This is a genomic window from Streptomyces marincola, from assembly GCF_020410765.1.
Classification (GTDB): Bacteria; Actinomycetota; Actinomycetes; order Streptomycetales; family Streptomycetaceae; genus Streptomyces; species Streptomyces marincola.
This window is the reverse complement of record NZ_CP084541.1, coordinates 5,707,155-5,721,217: the sequence shown is the minus strand read 5'-3', so window position 1 is coordinate 5,721,217 and position 14,063 is coordinate 5,707,155. Positions and strand designations below refer to the sequence as shown.

14 protein-coding genes are annotated in these 14,063 nt (G+C 74.9%); 10 read left to right on the top strand and 4 right to left on the bottom strand.

The window, feature by feature from the left end:
• Positions 1-62: 62 nt before the first annotated feature.
• From cysD to LC193_RS25210, 6 genes are all read left to right on the top strand, one after another.
• Complete coding sequence (cysD, locus tag LC193_RS25235; protein ID WP_086157528.1) at positions 63-1,001, top strand: sulfate adenylyltransferase subunit CysD; 939 nt, start codon at positions 63-65, stop codon at positions 999-1,001.
• The gene (locus tag LC193_RS25230) at positions 1,001-2,347 is read left to right on the top strand and encodes a sulfate adenylyltransferase subunit 1 (RefSeq protein WP_226077675.1); all 1,347 of its coding nucleotides are present in this window, start codon (positions 1,001-1,003) and stop codon (positions 2,345-2,347) included. The genes cysD and LC193_RS25230 overlap by 1 nt, the downstream gene beginning before the upstream one ends.
• Positions 2,348-2,532: 185 nt before the next feature.
• Positions 2,533-3,669 (top strand): ABC transporter substrate-binding protein, encoded by a 1,137-nt coding sequence (locus tag LC193_RS25225; protein WP_226077674.1) that lies wholly within the window; start codon positions 2,533-2,535, stop codon positions 3,667-3,669.
• A gap of 37 nt (positions 3,670-3,706) precedes the next feature.
• A complete protein-coding gene (locus LC193_RS25220; RefSeq protein ID WP_226077673.1) occupies positions 3,707-4,501 on the top strand; it encodes an ABC transporter ATP-binding protein in 795 nt (264 codons plus the stop codon).
• Entirely contained in the window at positions 4,488-5,402 is a 915-nt protein-coding gene (locus LC193_RS25215) for an ABC transporter permease (RefSeq protein ID WP_226077672.1), read from the top strand. The genes LC193_RS25220 and LC193_RS25215 overlap by 14 nt, the downstream gene beginning before the upstream one ends.
• Before the next feature lie 38 nt (positions 5,403-5,440).
• The gene (locus LC193_RS25210; protein WP_226077671.1) at positions 5,441-6,220 is read left to right on the top strand and encodes a sirohydrochlorin chelatase; all 780 of its coding nucleotides are present in this window, start codon (positions 5,441-5,443) and stop codon (positions 6,218-6,220) included.
• Here the strand turns inward: LC193_RS25210 and LC193_RS25205 are convergent, their stop codons facing one another.
• Together LC193_RS25205 and LC193_RS29240 are read right to left on the bottom strand one after the other, a co-directional pair.
• Positions 6,221-6,745, bottom strand: a complete 525-nt coding sequence (locus LC193_RS25205; RefSeq protein WP_226077670.1) for a winged helix-turn-helix domain-containing protein — start codon at positions 6,743-6,745, stop codon at positions 6,221-6,223.
• A gap of 355 nt (positions 6,746-7,100) precedes the next feature.
• Positions 7,101-7,184 carry a putative leader peptide gene (locus tag LC193_RS29240; protein ID WP_107485729.1) on the bottom strand — a complete coding sequence of 28 codons (84 nt, stop codon included), beginning with the start codon at positions 7,182-7,184 and terminating at the stop codon, positions 7,101-7,103.
• Between the two features lie 340 nt (positions 7,185-7,524).
• Here LC193_RS29240 and LC193_RS25200 point away from each other — a divergent pair, with 340 nt between their 5' ends.
• Positions 7,525-8,022, top strand: coding sequence for a cysteine dioxygenase (locus LC193_RS25200; RefSeq protein ID WP_226077669.1), 498 nt, complete (start codon positions 7,525-7,527; stop codon positions 8,020-8,022).
• 80 nt (positions 8,023-8,102) lie between these two features.
• Positions 8,103-8,597: a rhodanese-like domain-containing protein gene (locus LC193_RS25195; RefSeq protein WP_404819482.1), complete on the top strand. Its 495-nt coding sequence runs from the start codon at positions 8,103-8,105 to the stop codon at positions 8,595-8,597.
• On the opposite strand, the gene LC193_RS25190 is transcribed toward LC193_RS25195, so the two are convergent.
• Both LC193_RS25190 and LC193_RS25185 read right to left on the bottom strand, forming a co-directional pair.
• Positions 8,544-9,539 (bottom strand): NAD-dependent epimerase/dehydratase family protein, encoded by a 996-nt coding sequence (locus LC193_RS25190; RefSeq protein WP_226077668.1) that lies wholly within the window; start codon positions 9,537-9,539, stop codon positions 8,544-8,546. The genes LC193_RS25195 and LC193_RS25190 overlap by 54 nt on opposite strands.
• A gap of 95 nt (positions 9,540-9,634) precedes the next feature.
• The gene (locus tag LC193_RS25185; protein ID WP_086161975.1) at positions 9,635-10,864 is read right to left on the bottom strand and encodes an SAV2148 family HEPN domain-containing protein; all 1,230 of its coding nucleotides are present in this window, start codon (positions 10,862-10,864) and stop codon (positions 9,635-9,637) included.
• Positions 10,865-10,987: 123 nt separating this feature from the next.
• On the opposite strand from LC193_RS25185, the gene treY reads away from it, so the two are divergent.
• Positions 10,988-13,399 carry a malto-oligosyltrehalose synthase gene (treY, locus tag LC193_RS25180; protein ID WP_226077667.1) on the top strand — a complete coding sequence of 804 codons (2,412 nt, stop codon included), beginning with the start codon at positions 10,988-10,990 and terminating at the stop codon, positions 13,397-13,399.
• 104 nt (positions 13,400-13,503) lie between these two features.
• Entirely contained in the window at positions 13,504-13,947 is a 444-nt protein-coding gene (locus LC193_RS25175) for an NUDIX hydrolase (protein WP_226077666.1), read from the top strand.
• The last annotated feature ends 116 nt before the right edge of the window (positions 13,948-14,063 follow it).

Sequence of the window (14,063 nt, the reverse complement as noted above, 5' to 3'; positions counted from 1 at the left end):
GCCCGCCGCGCGGGCGGACGCGGACGGCGGGGGACGCAAGCAGCGAGCGAGAGGACGAGCGCATGACTGTGACGGCCAGGCGGCCCGGCACCGCGGCCGGAAGCCCCTACGCCCTGCCCCACCTGGACGTGCTGGAATCCGAGGCGGTGCACATCTTCCGCGAGGTCGCGGGCGAGTTCGAGCGGCCGGTGATCCTGTTCTCCGGCGGCAAGGACTCCATCGTGATGCTGCACCTGGCGCTGAAGGCGTTCGCGCCCGCGCCGCTGCCGTTCGCGCTGCTGCACGTGGACACGGGCCACAACTTCCCCGAGGTCATCGCCTACCGGGACCGCGTCGTCGCGCGGCACGGGCTGCGCCTGCACGTCGCGTCCGTCCAGGAGTTCATCGACGACGGCCGGCTGCGCGAGCGGCCCGACGGCACCCGCAACCCGCTCCAGACGGTGCCGCTGCTGCACGCCATCGACACGGGCCGCTTCGACGCGGTGTTCGGCGGCGGGCGGCGCGACGAGGAGAAGGCGAGAGCCAAGGAGCGGGTGTTCTCGCTGCGCGACGAGTTCGGCGGCTGGGACCCGCGCCGCCAGCGGCCGGAGTTGTGGGACCTGTACAACGGGCGGCACGCGCCGGGCGAGCACGTCCGCGTCTTCCCGCTGTCCAACTGGACCGAGCTGGACGTGTGGCAGTACATCGCGCGGGAGAAGATCGAGATCCCGGAGATCTACTACGCGCACGAACGCGAGGTGTTCCGCCGCGACGGCATGTGGCTGACGGCGGGCGAGTGGGGCGGCCCACGCGAGGACGAGCCGCAGGAGCGGCGCCTGGTGCGCTACCGCACGGTCGGCGACATGTCGTGCACCGGGGCGGTGGACTCGGACGCCGCAACGATCGAGCAGATCATCGCCGAGATCGCGGCCTCGCGGCTGACCGAGCGGGGCGCGACCAGGGCCGACGACAAGCTGTCCGAGGCCGCCATGGAGGACCGCAAGCGCGAGGGGTACTTCTGATGAGCGCGGACACGGCAGGCGTCGAGGCGCTGTACACCACGGCGCTGCTGCGCTTCGCGACGGCGGGGTCCGTGGACGACGGCAAGTCCACCCTCGTCGGGCGGCTGCTGCACGACTCCAAGTCGGTGCTCAGCGACCAGCTGGAAGCGGTGGAGCTCGCCTCGCGCAGCAGGGGCCAGGAGGCCGTCGACCTGGCGCTGCTCACCGACGGCCTGCGGGCCGAGCGCGAGCAGGGCATCACGATCGACGTGGCCTACCGCTACTTCACCACCGCGCGCCGCCGGTTCATCCTCGCCGACACCCCGGGGCACGTGCAGTACACGCGGAACATGGTGACCGGCGCGTCCACCGCGGAGCTGGCGATCATCCTGGTCGACGCGCGCAACGGCGTGGTCGAGCAGACCCGCAGGCACGCCGCCGTCGCCGCGCTGCTCCGGGTGCCGCACGTCGTGCTCGCCGTCAACAAGATGGATCTCGTCGACTACGCGGAACCAGTGTTCGCCGACATCGCCGAGGCGTTCACGGCCTACGCGTCCTCGCTCGGCATCCCCGAGGTGACCGCCATCCCCATCTCCGCGCTGGCCGGGGACAACGTGGTGACGCCCTCGGCCCGCATGGACTGGTACGGCGGGCCGACCGTTCTCGAACACCTGGAGACGGTGCCGGTCGGCCACGATCCGGCCGGCGACCCGGCCAGGTTTCCCGTGCAGTACGTGATCCGGCCGCAGACGCCGGAGCACCCGGACTTCCGCGGCTACGCGGGCCGCATCGCCTCCGGCGTGCTGCGCGTGGGCCAGCGCGTCGTGGCGCAGCCCTCGGGCCGCGCCAGCACCGTGCGGCGGATCGACGCGCTCGGGCAGTCCGTCGACACCGCCTGGGCGCCCCAGTCGGTGACCCTGGAGCTCGACGACGACCTGGACATCTCCCGCGGCGACCTGATCGTCCCCGCGGACGGCGCGGCGCACCCGGTGCGGGACGTGGCGGCGACGGTGTGCCACCTGCACGACCGCCCGTTGCGGCCCGGCGCGCGCGTGCTGCTCAAGCACGCCACCCGCACGGTGCGCGCGATCGTGCGGGAGATCCCGTCCCGGCTGACGCTGGCCGACCTGTCCCAGCACCCGGAGCCGGGCGAGCTGGTGGCGAACGACATCGGCCGCGTGCTGCTGCGCACGTCCGAGCCCCTGGCGATGGACGCGTACGCCGCGTCGCGCGCCACCGGCTCGTTCCTGCTGATCGACCCGGCCGACGGCTCGACGCTGACCGCGGGCATGGCGGGCGACGCCTTCGCCGGCGCAGCGGCGGCCGTGACCGGCGCGCCCGACTCCGACGACGGGTGGGACTTCTGACGATGGCGAGGAACGCGTTCGCCACGTTCGCCAAGGAAGGCGGGCGTGTGGGCAGCGGCGCCCTGGGCAGCGGCGAGGGCGGCATGGGGCGATGTGCGGGCTGACCTGACGCCCGTGCCCGCGCCCCGGCGCGCCCTCCCGACCCCCGCCGCCGCACCATCCGTCCCGGAAGGACCTCCGTCGTCATGACCTCTGTCCGCGCCCTGCCCGCCAGACGCGCCCGCCGCCTGCTGTCGGCCGCCCTGTCCCTGCCCCTGCTCGTCGGCGGCCTGGCCGCCTGCGGCTACGGCTCCGAGGCCGACGACGACGCGTCCGCGCCCTCCGGCGAGAACAGCGCGGGCCCCGCCCTGTCCGCGGACCGCGTGAACATCGGCTACTTCGCCAACATCACCCACGCCACCGCCGTGGTCGGCCTCCAGGACGACGGGTTGATCCGGCGGGAGCTGGGCGGCACCGAGGTGAACACGCAGGTGTTCAACGCCGGCCCCTCGGCCATCGAGGCGCTGAACTCGGGCGACCTCGACCTCACGTTCATCGGCCCCAACCCCGCCATCAACGGCTGGGCCCAGTCCGGCGGCGAGAGCCTGCGCATCGTGTCGGGCGCCGCGTCCGGCGGTGCCTCGCTCGTGGTCGACTCCGAGGCGATCGGGAGCACCGAGGACCTGGCGGGCGCCCGGATCGCCACCCCCCAGCTCGGCAACACCCAGGACGTCGCCCTGCTGAACTACCTGGCCGACGAGGGCTTCGAGGTCAACCCCCAGGACGGGACCGGGGACGTCGAGGTGTTCCGCATCCCCAACGCCGAGATCCCCGCGGCCTTCGAGGGCGGCGACATCGACGGCGCGTGGGTGCCCGAGCCGACCGCCGCCAACCTCGTCAGCCGCGGCGGTGAAACGCTGCTCGACGAGGGCGAGTTGTGGGAGAACGGCCAGTACGTGGTCACGCACGTGATCGCCTCGCAGGACTTCCTGGCCGAGCACGAGGACGTCGTCGAGGCCGTCGTGCGCGGCGTGGTCCGCACCAACGCGTGGATCAACGACAACCCCGATGAGGCCAAGGAGCGGTTCAACGCGGAGCTGGCCGCGCTGCCCGGCGGCAGCGAGCTGCCCGCCGAGGTGCTCGACCCGGCGTTCGAGAACGTGGAGTTCCTCAACGACCCGCTGGCCCCCACCCTCCAGGCCGGCGCGCGGAACGCGATCGACGCCGGACTGCTGGAGGAGACCGACCTGACGGGCATCTACGACCTGTCCGTCCTCAACCGCGTACTGGCCGAGGAAGGGCTGCCCGAGATCACCGACGACGCCGGCCTCGGCGTCGAGTGACAGCGTCCGCCCGACCCCACCCCTGGAGGTGACCCCGATGGCCCTCGCCCTCGACAAGCCCGGCAGCGACGGCAGCACCGACGCCGGGTACGCGGTGCGGTTCGACCACGTGTCCAAGTCGTTCGGCCGCCCCGGCAGGCAGCAGCTCGTGCTCGACGACATCAGTCTCGACGTCGCGCCCGGTGAGTTCGTCACCCTCATCGGGGCCTCTGGCTGCGGCAAGTCCACGCTGCTGAACCTCACGGCCGGTCTCGACGCGCCGTCCGCCGGGACCATCGCGGTCCCCGGCGGGCGCCCGGCCCTGATGTTCCAGGAGCACGCCCTGTTCCCGTGGCTGACCGCGGGACGCAACATCGAACTGGCCCTGCGGCTGCGGGGCGTTCCCAAGGCCGAGCGCAGGCCGGAGGCCGAGCGGCTGCTCGCGCTCGTCCGGCTCCAGGGCTCCTACGGCAAGCGCGTGCACGAGCTGTCCGGCGGCATGCGGCAGCGCGTCGCGCTGGCCCGCGCGCTCGCGCAGGACAGCCAACTGCTGCTGATGGACGAGCCGTTCGCCGCGCTCGACGCCATCACGCGGGACGTGCTGCACGAGGAGCTGACCCGCATCTGGAACGAGACCGGCGTCTCGGTCCTGTTCGTCACGCACAACGTCAGGGAGGCGGTGCGGCTGGCCCAGCGCGTCATCCTGCTGTCCTCGCGGCCCGGGCGCATCGTGCACGAGTGGCGCGTGGACATCGACCAGCCGCGGCGCATCGAGGACGCCGAGGTCTCCGCACTCTCCGTGCAGATCACCGAACGACTCCGGGAGGAGATTCGCCGCCATGGCCAGCAGTGAGGCACAGCGGGCGGGCACCGGCGCCGCCACCGGGGAGGCGGGCGATCTCGCGGGGCTCGAAGCCGGCCTCGACGCCCTGGAGACCCCCGCGTCGGGCGAGCAGCGCGTGCCGGTCGGCCGCATCGTGCTCACGAAGGTGCTGCCGCCGATCGTGGCCGTCGCCCTGGTGATCGCCGTCTGGCAGCTCGTCCACCTCTCGGACCTCCAGCCGGACTACCTGCTGCCGAGCCCGCTCGACGTCGGGGACGAGTTCGCCGAGATGTGGCGGCAGGGCACGCTGTTCGACTACATCTGGACCAGCGTCTCGCGCGGCATCCTCGGCTTCATGATCGCCGTCGCGGTCGGCACGCCGCTGGGCCTGATCGTGGCCCGCGTCAAGCTCGTGCGGGCGGCGATCGGCCCGGTGCTGACCGGGCTCCAGTCGCTGCCGTCGATCGCGTGGGTGCCGGCGGCCATCATCTGGTTCGGCCTGACCAACGGCACCATCTACGCCGTCGTGCTGCTCGGCGCGGTGCCGTCGATCGCCAACGGCATCGTCTCGGGCGTCGACCAGATCCCGCCCCTGTACCTGCGGGCCGGGCGCATGCTCGGCGCGCGCGGGCTGACCGCTGTCCGGCATGTGCTGCTGCCGGCCGCGCTGCCCGGCTACCTGGCGGGCCTGAAGCAGGGCTGGGCGTTCTCCTGGCGCTCGCTGATGGCGGCCGAGCTGATCGTCCAGTCGCCCAGCCTCGGCACCGGCCTCGGCCAGCTGATGGAGGGCTTCAGGACCATGCAGAACATGTCGGGCGTGCTCGCCACCATCATCCTGATCCTGGTGGTCGGGGTGGCAATCGACCTCCTCTTCTTCTCCCCGCTCGAACGGCGGGTGCTGCGCGGTCGCGGGCTGCTCGCCCGCGGCTGACGGCCGCGCCCTCCCCTCCCCCTGTGTGTGAATCCCTCATGTCCCCACCACCGCAAGCCCGCCCGGTGCTGCTCGTCGTCGCCCACGGCAGCCGCGACCCGCGGCACGCGGCAACCGTCGCCGCGCTGACCGCCCGCGTGCGCGCCCTCGCGCCCGGCGTGCGGGTGGAAACGTGCTTCCTGGAGTTCTCCGTACCGCGCGTGGGACAGGTGCTCGCGCGGCTCCACGCGGAGGGCACGCGCGACGTGGTCGCCGTTCCCCTGCTGCTGTCGCGGGCCTTCCACGCCAGGACCGACATCCCCGCCGTCCTCGCGGAACAGGCCGCCCGCCTGCCAGGACTCACGATCCGGCAGGCCGATGTGCCGGGGCCCGACCCGCTGCTGCTCGGCGCGCTGGAACGGCGCCTCGCCGAGGCCGCGCCCGGCCGCTCCCCCGAGCGGTGGCGCGCCACGGGCGTGGTGCTCGCCGCGGCCGGCTCGACCGACGCCGGCGCCCTGGCGGCGGTCGGCGGCCTCGCCGACCGCTGGCGCCTGGCGTCGGGGCGGCCGGCCGTGCGGCCGGCGTTCGCGTCCGCCGCCGCCCCCACGACGGCGGATGCCGTCCGCGCGCTGCGCGCGGACGGCATCCGTGACGTGGCGGTCGCGCCGTTCGTCATCGCCCCGGGGCGGCTGCCCGACCGCGTCCTGGCCGGCGCCCGCGAGGCGGGCGCCGACCTGGTGGCCCCGGTGCTCGGCGACGCGCCCGAGCTCGCCGGACTGCTGCTGCGCCGCTGGGCGGCGGCGGCCGGCGCGCCCAGGGCGGGGGCGCTGGCGGGCTGATCAGCCCGCGGGGGGCACGTACTTGTAGCCCACCCGGCGGACCGTCACGATCCGCTCGCGGTAGGCGGCGCCCAGCTTGCGGCGCAGGCGCGCCACGTGCACGTCGACCGTGCGCTGATCGCCGACCGGGCCGTACCCCCAGATGGTCTCCACCAACTGCTCGCGCGTCCAGACCCGTTGCGGGTGGCCCACCAGGTGGGCCAGCAGCTCGAATTCGAGGTAGGTCAGGCGCAGCGGTCGGCCGTCGACCGTCACGGTCCGCTCCTCCTGGTCCACGGCGATGCCGTGGTCGGCGGGCGCCGGGCCCCGCGCCGGTTCCGGCGCGGGCGCGGGCCCCGCGGGTGCCGCGCGGGGAACGGCGGCGAGCAGCTCCGTCAGCTGCGCCGGCTGGGTGCCGGCCGGCGCCAGCACGAGATAGCCCACGAGCGGAACGGTGCGGTCGGTGTGATCCGTCCCCTGCGGGAGGAGCGTCACGGTCACGTCGGACAGGTCGGGGAGGTCGGGAAGGGCGTTGAGGTGCCGCATCGGATCGTCCTTCCTGCTCAGGCGGGTCGGACCGCGGCGGGGGCGTGCTGCCTGGTGCCGTCGCCCTCGACGGCACGATGTCGCTCTCCGCCGGTGCGGATGCGGGAACCTGCGGTGCTCATACGGGTGCTGCCTTTCGGTGCCTGGACCGGTAACTGCGGGAGTGGGCAGCCGGATCCGCCCCGCGCGCGGCGCGGCGCGCCCGTCGGCCCGTGCCGGGCACGGGCGGTCCGCCCGGACGCGGCGGGAGAAGACGGGCGTGGACGCGCGGGTCCGCGGACACCGTCGTGGCGCGACAGGGGAACGCGGGGATCAGGGGCGCGGGAGAGCGGAGCGGAGGAGCCGGCTGGTGCGGTCAGCGGACGGCGGCACAGATGGCGCTGGCCTGCCGTCGGAGGTCGACGTGCAGGCGCGCTACGAGAAAGTCAGCCTGGCTCACGGTATGTGAGCATGCCAGCAGTCGTGTTGGCGGTCAAGGCGTAGGGAGTCCCGCCTTGACCACACGCATGCCGCGCTGTCACTCTGGCCCCGTGCCGACCAGCAAGCGCCTGTTCTCCCGGTGCCACGTGGACCTGCTCCGCGTGGCCAGCGCGCTGTGTCGCCCCGGTCGTCCCTGACGGCCGCGCTCGCCCGGTGTCTGCCGCGGGCGCGGCGTTCCTCCGGCTCGTTCCTGTGATCCGACGGCGCTTCCACGCCGTCGCGTCGGTGCTCCCGCGCCGCCTCCAGGACCGCCGGCCCCGCCGTTCCCTCCCGCCACGACGCCCCTCGCGAGGTTCCCCATGTCCGCGCCCGCGCCCGCCGCCGTTCCCGCCACCACCGGCCTCCCCGCTCCCCTCGGCCCCCAGCTGCTCGCCCGTACCGTCCGCCGCTTCGCCGCCCGCCCCCAGGAGTGGCGCCCGCGGGTCGCCTTCACCTCACCCGACCGCTTCTACCTGCGCCTGGCCAGGACGGCGGCGTACGAGGTGTGGCTGCTGACCTGGCTGCCGGGGCAGGGCACCGAGATCCACGACCACGGCGGTTCCGCCGGCGCGTTCGGCGTCGTCGAGGGAGCGCTGAGGGAGCAGACCTTCCCCGCCGCCGGGCCGCGCGAGACCGGTCTTGCCGCGGGGGACGTGCGCGCCTTCGGGACGCGGTACGTCCACCGCGTGGTGAACGCGGGCGGCGCGCCGGCCGTCAGCATCCACGCCTACGCGCCCGCCCTCACGACGCAGACCTACTACCGGCGGGACGGGGACGGGCGGCTCGCGGTCCTGCGGACCGACGCCGTGACCGGCTGACGCCCCCCGCCCCGGCCCGCCCGCGCGGCGGAACGACGCGCGACAGACGACGTAGACGAAGACGACGAAGGAGCCAGGCCGTGCCCCCGACGCCCCGAACCCCCCAGGCGCCCCAGCGTTACCCGACGATCGACGGGCACCTGGCCGCGGTGCGCCGCACCCTCGACCGGCTCGGCCCCCGCGAGGCGCTGGCCGCGGTGCGCGAGGGCGCCGTTCTGGTGGACACCAGGCCGCAGTTCCAGCGCGAGGCGTCGGGCACGGTCCCCGGCGCGCTGATCATCGAGCGCAACCACCTGGAGTGGCGCTGCGACCCGGCGAGCGGCGCCTCGGTGCCCGAGGCCGGGCACCGGAACGTGCGCTGGATCGTGTTCTGCGACGCGGGATACGCCTCCTCGCTCGCCGCGGCCTCCCTGCGCGCGATCGGACTGCCGCGCGCGACGGACCTGGTCGGCGGGTTCCAGGCGTGGCGGCGCGCCGGCCTCCCGGTCACGCCGCCCCGGGCGGGCGCGGGGCGGCCGTCGTCAGCCCAGGCCGAGCACCCGGGCCTCGACGGCCGGGTCGAGACCGACCGCTGAGCGGCCCGGCTTGAGGGTGACGCCGCCGGGCGCCGACAGCCACCGCCAGGTGTCCTCGACGGTCTCCCCGACCGGGCGGCAGCGCAGGCCGGCGGCCAGGGCCTTGGACACGTCGGAGGCGTGCAGCCCCGCGTGCTCCGGGCCCGGCGGCAGCCACACCGGCAGCTGCGTCCACGGGGCGATCCCGGCCGCGAGCACCGTGTCCGGGTCCGTCCAGCGCAGTTCCGCGCCGGAACCGGTCACCCGCACGCAGGCGCCGAGGAGTTCCCCCATCGTGGTGTGTCCTGGCGGGCTCACCACGTCGAACGGGCCCGACAGGCCGCGCGCCGCCGCGTCGAGCGTCCAGGCCGCGAGGTCGCGGGCGTCCACGTACTGGAGCGGCAGGTCGCGCGGGCCGGGCGCGAGCACCGGGCCGCCGCGGGCGATCCTGGTCAGCCACCACGGCAGCCTGCCGACGTTCTCCTGCGGGCCCAGGACGAGGCCGCAGCGGACGAGGAGGGCGCGCTCCGCGCCGAACGCCGCCCGCGCGGCCAGCTCCCCGCCCCGCTTGTCGCTCCGGTAGTCGGTCGCCTCCGCGTCGGGCGAGCCGTCCACCAGCGGAGCGTCCTCGGCGGCGCCCGCGGCCGGCGGGAAGGTGTAGACGGAGCGGCTGGAGATGTAGGAGAAGTGGCCGGCCCGGCCCGCGAGCAGGTCGGCCGCCGCCCGCACGGCGGACGGCGCGCCGCTCCAGGTGTCGACGACGTGGTCCCACTCCCCCGCGGCGAGCGCCGCCAGGCCGCCGGCCGAGGTCCGTTCGCCCCGCAGCGCGGTGACGCCGGGCGGCGGCGCGGCACGCCCCCGGTTGAAGACGGTCACGTCCCAGCCGCGCGCCACGGCCTCCCCGGCCATGACGCGTCCCACGAAGCCGGTACCGCCCAGGATCAGCAGTTTCCTTGTGCTCATGCCGCGATGCTGCCGCCGCGGCGGCCCGTCGCGGAAGACCGCCCTGCTGTCGGCAGATTCGCCGCGGGCGCACCCGCGGCGGGCCGCCGGTCCTGTCAGGACACCGGCCGGGAGTTCTCCCAGGCGAACTCGAACTCCTCCCGGTACGTCTCGTACAGGCTCAGCTCCCCGTCGCCCGCCGCGTCCTCGCGCTGCACTATGTCCCGCCCGGCGCGGCGCAGCACGAGCGCGGGCGTCTCCATGCCGCGGCTGCGCCTGAGGTACGACTGCACGACCGCGACCCCGTCGGGCCCGTCCGCGTCCACGAAGTAGGCGGAGAACCTCGGTGTGTCGTCGAAGACGTGGATCTCGAACGCCTGCGGGTCGTGCACCCGGCCGCGCACGCGGCGCATGTGGAGGATGTTCGTCTCGACCGAACGTCCCAGTTCGCCGCGCTTGAGCCCCAGCTCGCGCTCGCGGCGGCGCATCGCCCCGCTGGCCGGGTTGAGGAACAGCAGCCGGATGCGGCAGCCCGCCTCGGCCAGGCGCACCAGGCGCCGCCCCGGGTAGTTCTGCACGAGCAGCCCGAGCCCTATGCCCACGGCGTCCAGGCGCCGCGCGCCGCCGAACAGCTCTTCGGCGGGCAACTGCCGCTGGAGCCTGACCCGGTCCGGGTGCACCCCGGCCACGTCGGTGAACCGGTCGCCGACCAGGTGCTCCACCGCGTCGGCCGGCAGCCGCCCCGCCGAGGGCGGCGCCCCCGAGTCGAGCAGCCGCAGCAGCCGGGCGCAGCCGCGTTCCGCCTGTTCGAGCACGGCGCGGCTCAGGCCGCGGTTGCGGTTGACGGCGCTGCGCGCCACCTCAAGCTCGTCGAGCGTCAGCTCGACCTCGCGTCGGTTGTCCAAATACGGCGCGAAGCAGGGCCAGTGCTGCACCATGAGTTCACGCAGTTGCGGAAGGGTGAGGAAGGCGAGCACCGTGTCGTCGGCTGGATCGAGCAGATGCCCCTTGCGGCGGCTGACCTCCCTGAGGGCGGCGGCCCGCTGCACCCACTCCTGCCCGGTCGGCCCCGCGGCGGCGACCTCCCACTCCGCGCCGTGCACCGGCTCGTACACCGGGCGCAGCACCGCGGCCACCACCGACCGCAGCCGCTGCTCCACGAGGTTCAGCCACACGTACGCGCGTCCCGCCCGCTCCACGCGGGTGCGCACCTCCGACCAGTCCTGGGCGCTCCACTCCAGGTCGGCCCCGATCTCCACGGGTCGTGGCACCGGCACCGCCCCGGGTTCTGGCTCGGCGGTCCCACCCCCGTTTCCCGAGGGCAGCTCCAGCCCCGAAGAGCTCACCGCCTGCACCGCCTTCCGCCCCGCTGATGGATCAAGGAAGCCTACTGCGGCGGGCGCCGCGCGTGCAGCACAGTCGGGAATCAACTGCGCTTGTCCCAACGGCCGTCGGGGCAGAGGGTTTCCATGACGCCAGCGCGCCACACGCCCACGTCTACCTACCGGCTCCAACTCCAGCCGGACTTCCCGTTCGCGGCGGCGGCCGAGATCGTGCCCTATGTGGCCGATCTGGGCGTCTCGCACCTGCATCTCTCGCCCGTGCTCGAAGCCGTTCCCGGCTCGGGGCACGGCTACGACGTGACCGACCACACGCGCGTGCGCGCGGAGCTCGGCGGCGAGGAGGGGCTGCGGCGGCTGGCGGCGGCGGCCCGGGCCGCGGGGCTCGGCGTGGTGCTCGACATCGTGCCCAACCACATGGCGGTGCCGGCCCGCGCCGAGTTGAACGCGCCCCTGTGGGAGGTGCTGCGGGAGGGGCCGGCGGCCGAACGGGCCACCTGGTTCGACATCGACTGGGCGGCCGGTGGCGGGCGGGTGCTGCTGCCCGTGCTCGGCGGGCCGCTCGGCGAGGAGCTTGACCGGCTCTCGGTGGAGAACGGCGTGCTGCGGTACGCCGACCGCACGTTCCCGCTGCGGCCCGGCACCGAGCACCTGCCGCTCCCGGAACTGCTCGACGCGCAGCACTACCGGCTCGCGTGGTGGCGCCTGGGCCGCACGGAGCTGAACTACCGCAGGTTCTTCGCGATCTCGGAGCTGATCGGGCTGCGCGTCGAGGAGCCCGCCGTGTTCGAGGCCACGCACGCGACGGTGCTGCGGCTCGTGGAGGAGGGGGTGGTGGACGGGCTGCGCGTCGATCACCCGGACGGGTTGGCCGACCCCGGCGGCTACCTGGCGCGCCTGCACCGGCGCAGCGGCGGCGCGTGGATCGTCGCGGAGAAGATCCTCGGGCCCGGCGAGCAGCTTCCGGCGGGCTGGCCGATCGCGGGCACCACCGGGTACGACGCGCTGCGGCACATCGACGCGGTGTTCACGGACCCGGAGGGCTGTGAGGAACTGACCGAGAACTACCGGGCGTTCACCGGGGCGCCGCCCGACCTCGGCGGGGAGTGGACGCCGACGGTGCGCCGGGCCTCGTACAAGATGATCAGCCACGAGCTGGCGGCGGAGCGCGAACGGCTGACGCGGACGGCCGCGGCGGTGTGCGCGCGGGTGCCCGAGTTGCGCCTGCGCGACCACGCGCCGTGGACGCTGCGGTCGGCGCTGACCGAACTGCTGGTGCGGCTGCCTGTGTACCGCCCGTACGTGACGGCGGACGGGCCGCCGTCCCCCGTGGACGAGGCGATGCTGGTGACCGCGGCGGACGGGGCGCGGCGGATGTTCCAGGTCCCGGCCGAGGCGGCGGCGGTGGACACGGTGCGGGAGCTGGCCCTGGGCCGGTTCGGCGACGGCGAGGGGCTGACGGACTTCCGGGTGCGGTTCGCGCAGGTGGCCTCGGCGCTGCGGGCCAAGGCCGTGGAGGACACCGCGTGCTACCGGTTCACGCCGCTGCTCTCGGCGGCGGAGGTGGGCGGCGACCCGGGGCAGCCGTCGTTGCCGCCCGAGACGTTCCACGCGTTCTGCGCCCGGCTGCAACGGGACTGGCCGCTGACCGGGACGGTGCTCTCCACGCACGACACCAAGCGCAGCGGCGACGTGCGGGCCACCCTGAGCGCCCTGAGCGAACACCCGCGCGGGTGGTCGGAGCTGGTCACGCGGCTGACCGAGGAGACGGCGGCGGCGGGCGTGCGGGCCCCCGACCCGCACGTGGCCTGGTCGACCTGGCAGACCGCGTTCGCGCTCGGCTTCCCCGACCGGGAACGGCTGCTCGCGGCGATGATGAAGGCGGTCAGGGAACGCGGCCTGCACACGACGTGGACCGAGCAGGACGCGGCCTACGAGGCGGCGGTCGAACGTTTCGTGCTGGCCGGGCCGTGCGGGCCGCCCCTGTATCCGCTGACCGAGTTCGCCAGGGAACTCGCGCCGCAGATCCGGGCGAACATCCTGGGCGCCACCCTGCTGCACCTGACGATGCCGGGGGTGCCCGACGTCTACCGGGGCAGCGAACGCCACTACCTCGCCCTCGTCGACCCGGACAACCGCCGCCTTCCCCAACTGCCGATCCCGCAACTCGCCGCGCTGGACGACGCGTTGAACGCCGGCTACGACCTGGCCACAGAAAAGCTGCGGCTCACGGCCACGGCGCTGCGGCTGCGCCGCGCCCACCCGGAGTGGTTCGGCGAGTCGGCCGGCTACGAGCCGCTCGCGGCCCAGGGGCCGGCGGCGGGGCACTGCCTGGCGTTCGCGCGCTCAGGACGGGTCGTCACGGCGGTCACGCGGCTGTCGCGGCGTCTTGCGCACGCGGGCGGCTGGGAGGAGACCGGGCTGCCGCTGCCGCCCGGCACGTGGCGCGACCGCCTCGGCGGGCAGGAGCTGACGGGCACGGTGCGCCTCGCGCGGCTGCTGGCCGACAGCCCGGTGGCGCTGCTGGTGCGCGAGGACTGACGCGGCGGGCGGCGCCGACGCGGGCGGGCGCGCCGCGGGCGGCGCGTGCCGCACACTGGCCCGAGGCCGCCGACGGCGGGGGCCACACGTGCGGAGGGGGTCCCGTGCCGGAGGAACGGCGGAAGGCCGTCGTGGAGAAAGCGCTGTGCTACGTCGTGCGCGAGGGGAGACTGCTGGTCTTCCGCCACGTCGACCACAGCTGGGAGGAGGTCGGCCTCCAGGTGCCCGGCGGCAGCGTCAGGACGGGCGAGGCGCCGGAGGCGGCGGCCCTGCGCGAGGCGCGCGAGGAGACGGGCCTGAGCGCCCTCGGGGTCGTGCGCAAGCTGGGGGTGACCGAGTACGACGTGAGCCCGTACCGGTTCGAGATCCAGCGCCGCCACGTCTTCCACCTGGAACCGGCCGGGCCGACCCCGGAACGGTGGCTGAGCCAGGAGGACCACGACGGGCAGCGGGAGCCCCACCGGTTCGAGTGTTTCTGGATTCCGCTGACGGCCGCCCACGTGCTCCAGTCCGGGCAGGGCGCCCTGCTCGGGCGGCTGTACGACTGAACGCGCGCCCCCGTGGCCACGCGGAGCGGCCCGGCCGCTCCGCGCGGTCGGCGCGCACCGGGACCCGGCGGCTCGGCCCGCCGCCGCCAGGCGCGTGGGCGGGCCGCGCGCTCCGG

Coding starts and splice junctions, on each gene's coding strand:
- cysD (WP_086157528.1), top strand. CDS start 63: ATGACTGTGACGGCCAGGCGGCCCGGCACCGCGGCCGGAAGCCCCTAC.
- LC193_RS25230 (WP_226077675.1), top strand. CDS start 1,001: ATGAGCGCGGACACGGCAGGCGTCGAGGCGCTGTACACCACGGCGCTG.
- LC193_RS25225 (WP_226077674.1), top strand. CDS start 2,533: ATGACCTCTGTCCGCGCCCTGCCCGCCAGACGCGCCCGCCGCCTGCTG.
- LC193_RS25220 (WP_226077673.1), top strand. CDS start 3,707: ATGGCCCTCGCCCTCGACAAGCCCGGCAGCGACGGCAGCACCGACGCC.
- LC193_RS25215 (WP_226077672.1), top strand. CDS start 4,488: ATGGCCAGCAGTGAGGCACAGCGGGCGGGCACCGGCGCCGCCACCGGG.
- LC193_RS25210 (WP_226077671.1), top strand. CDS start 5,441: ATGTCCCCACCACCGCAAGCCCGCCCGGTGCTGCTCGTCGTCGCCCAC.
- LC193_RS25205 (WP_226077670.1), bottom strand. CDS start 6,745: ATGCGGCACCTCAACGCCCTTCCCGACCTCCCCGACCTGTCCGACGTG.
- LC193_RS25200 (WP_226077669.1), top strand. CDS start 7,525: ATGTCCGCGCCCGCGCCCGCCGCCGTTCCCGCCACCACCGGCCTCCCC.
- LC193_RS25190 (WP_226077668.1), bottom strand. CDS start 9,539: ATGAGCACAAGGAAACTGCTGATCCTGGGCGGTACCGGCTTCGTGGGA.
- treY (WP_226077667.1), top strand. CDS start 10,988: ATGACGCCAGCGCGCCACACGCCCACGTCTACCTACCGGCTCCAACTC.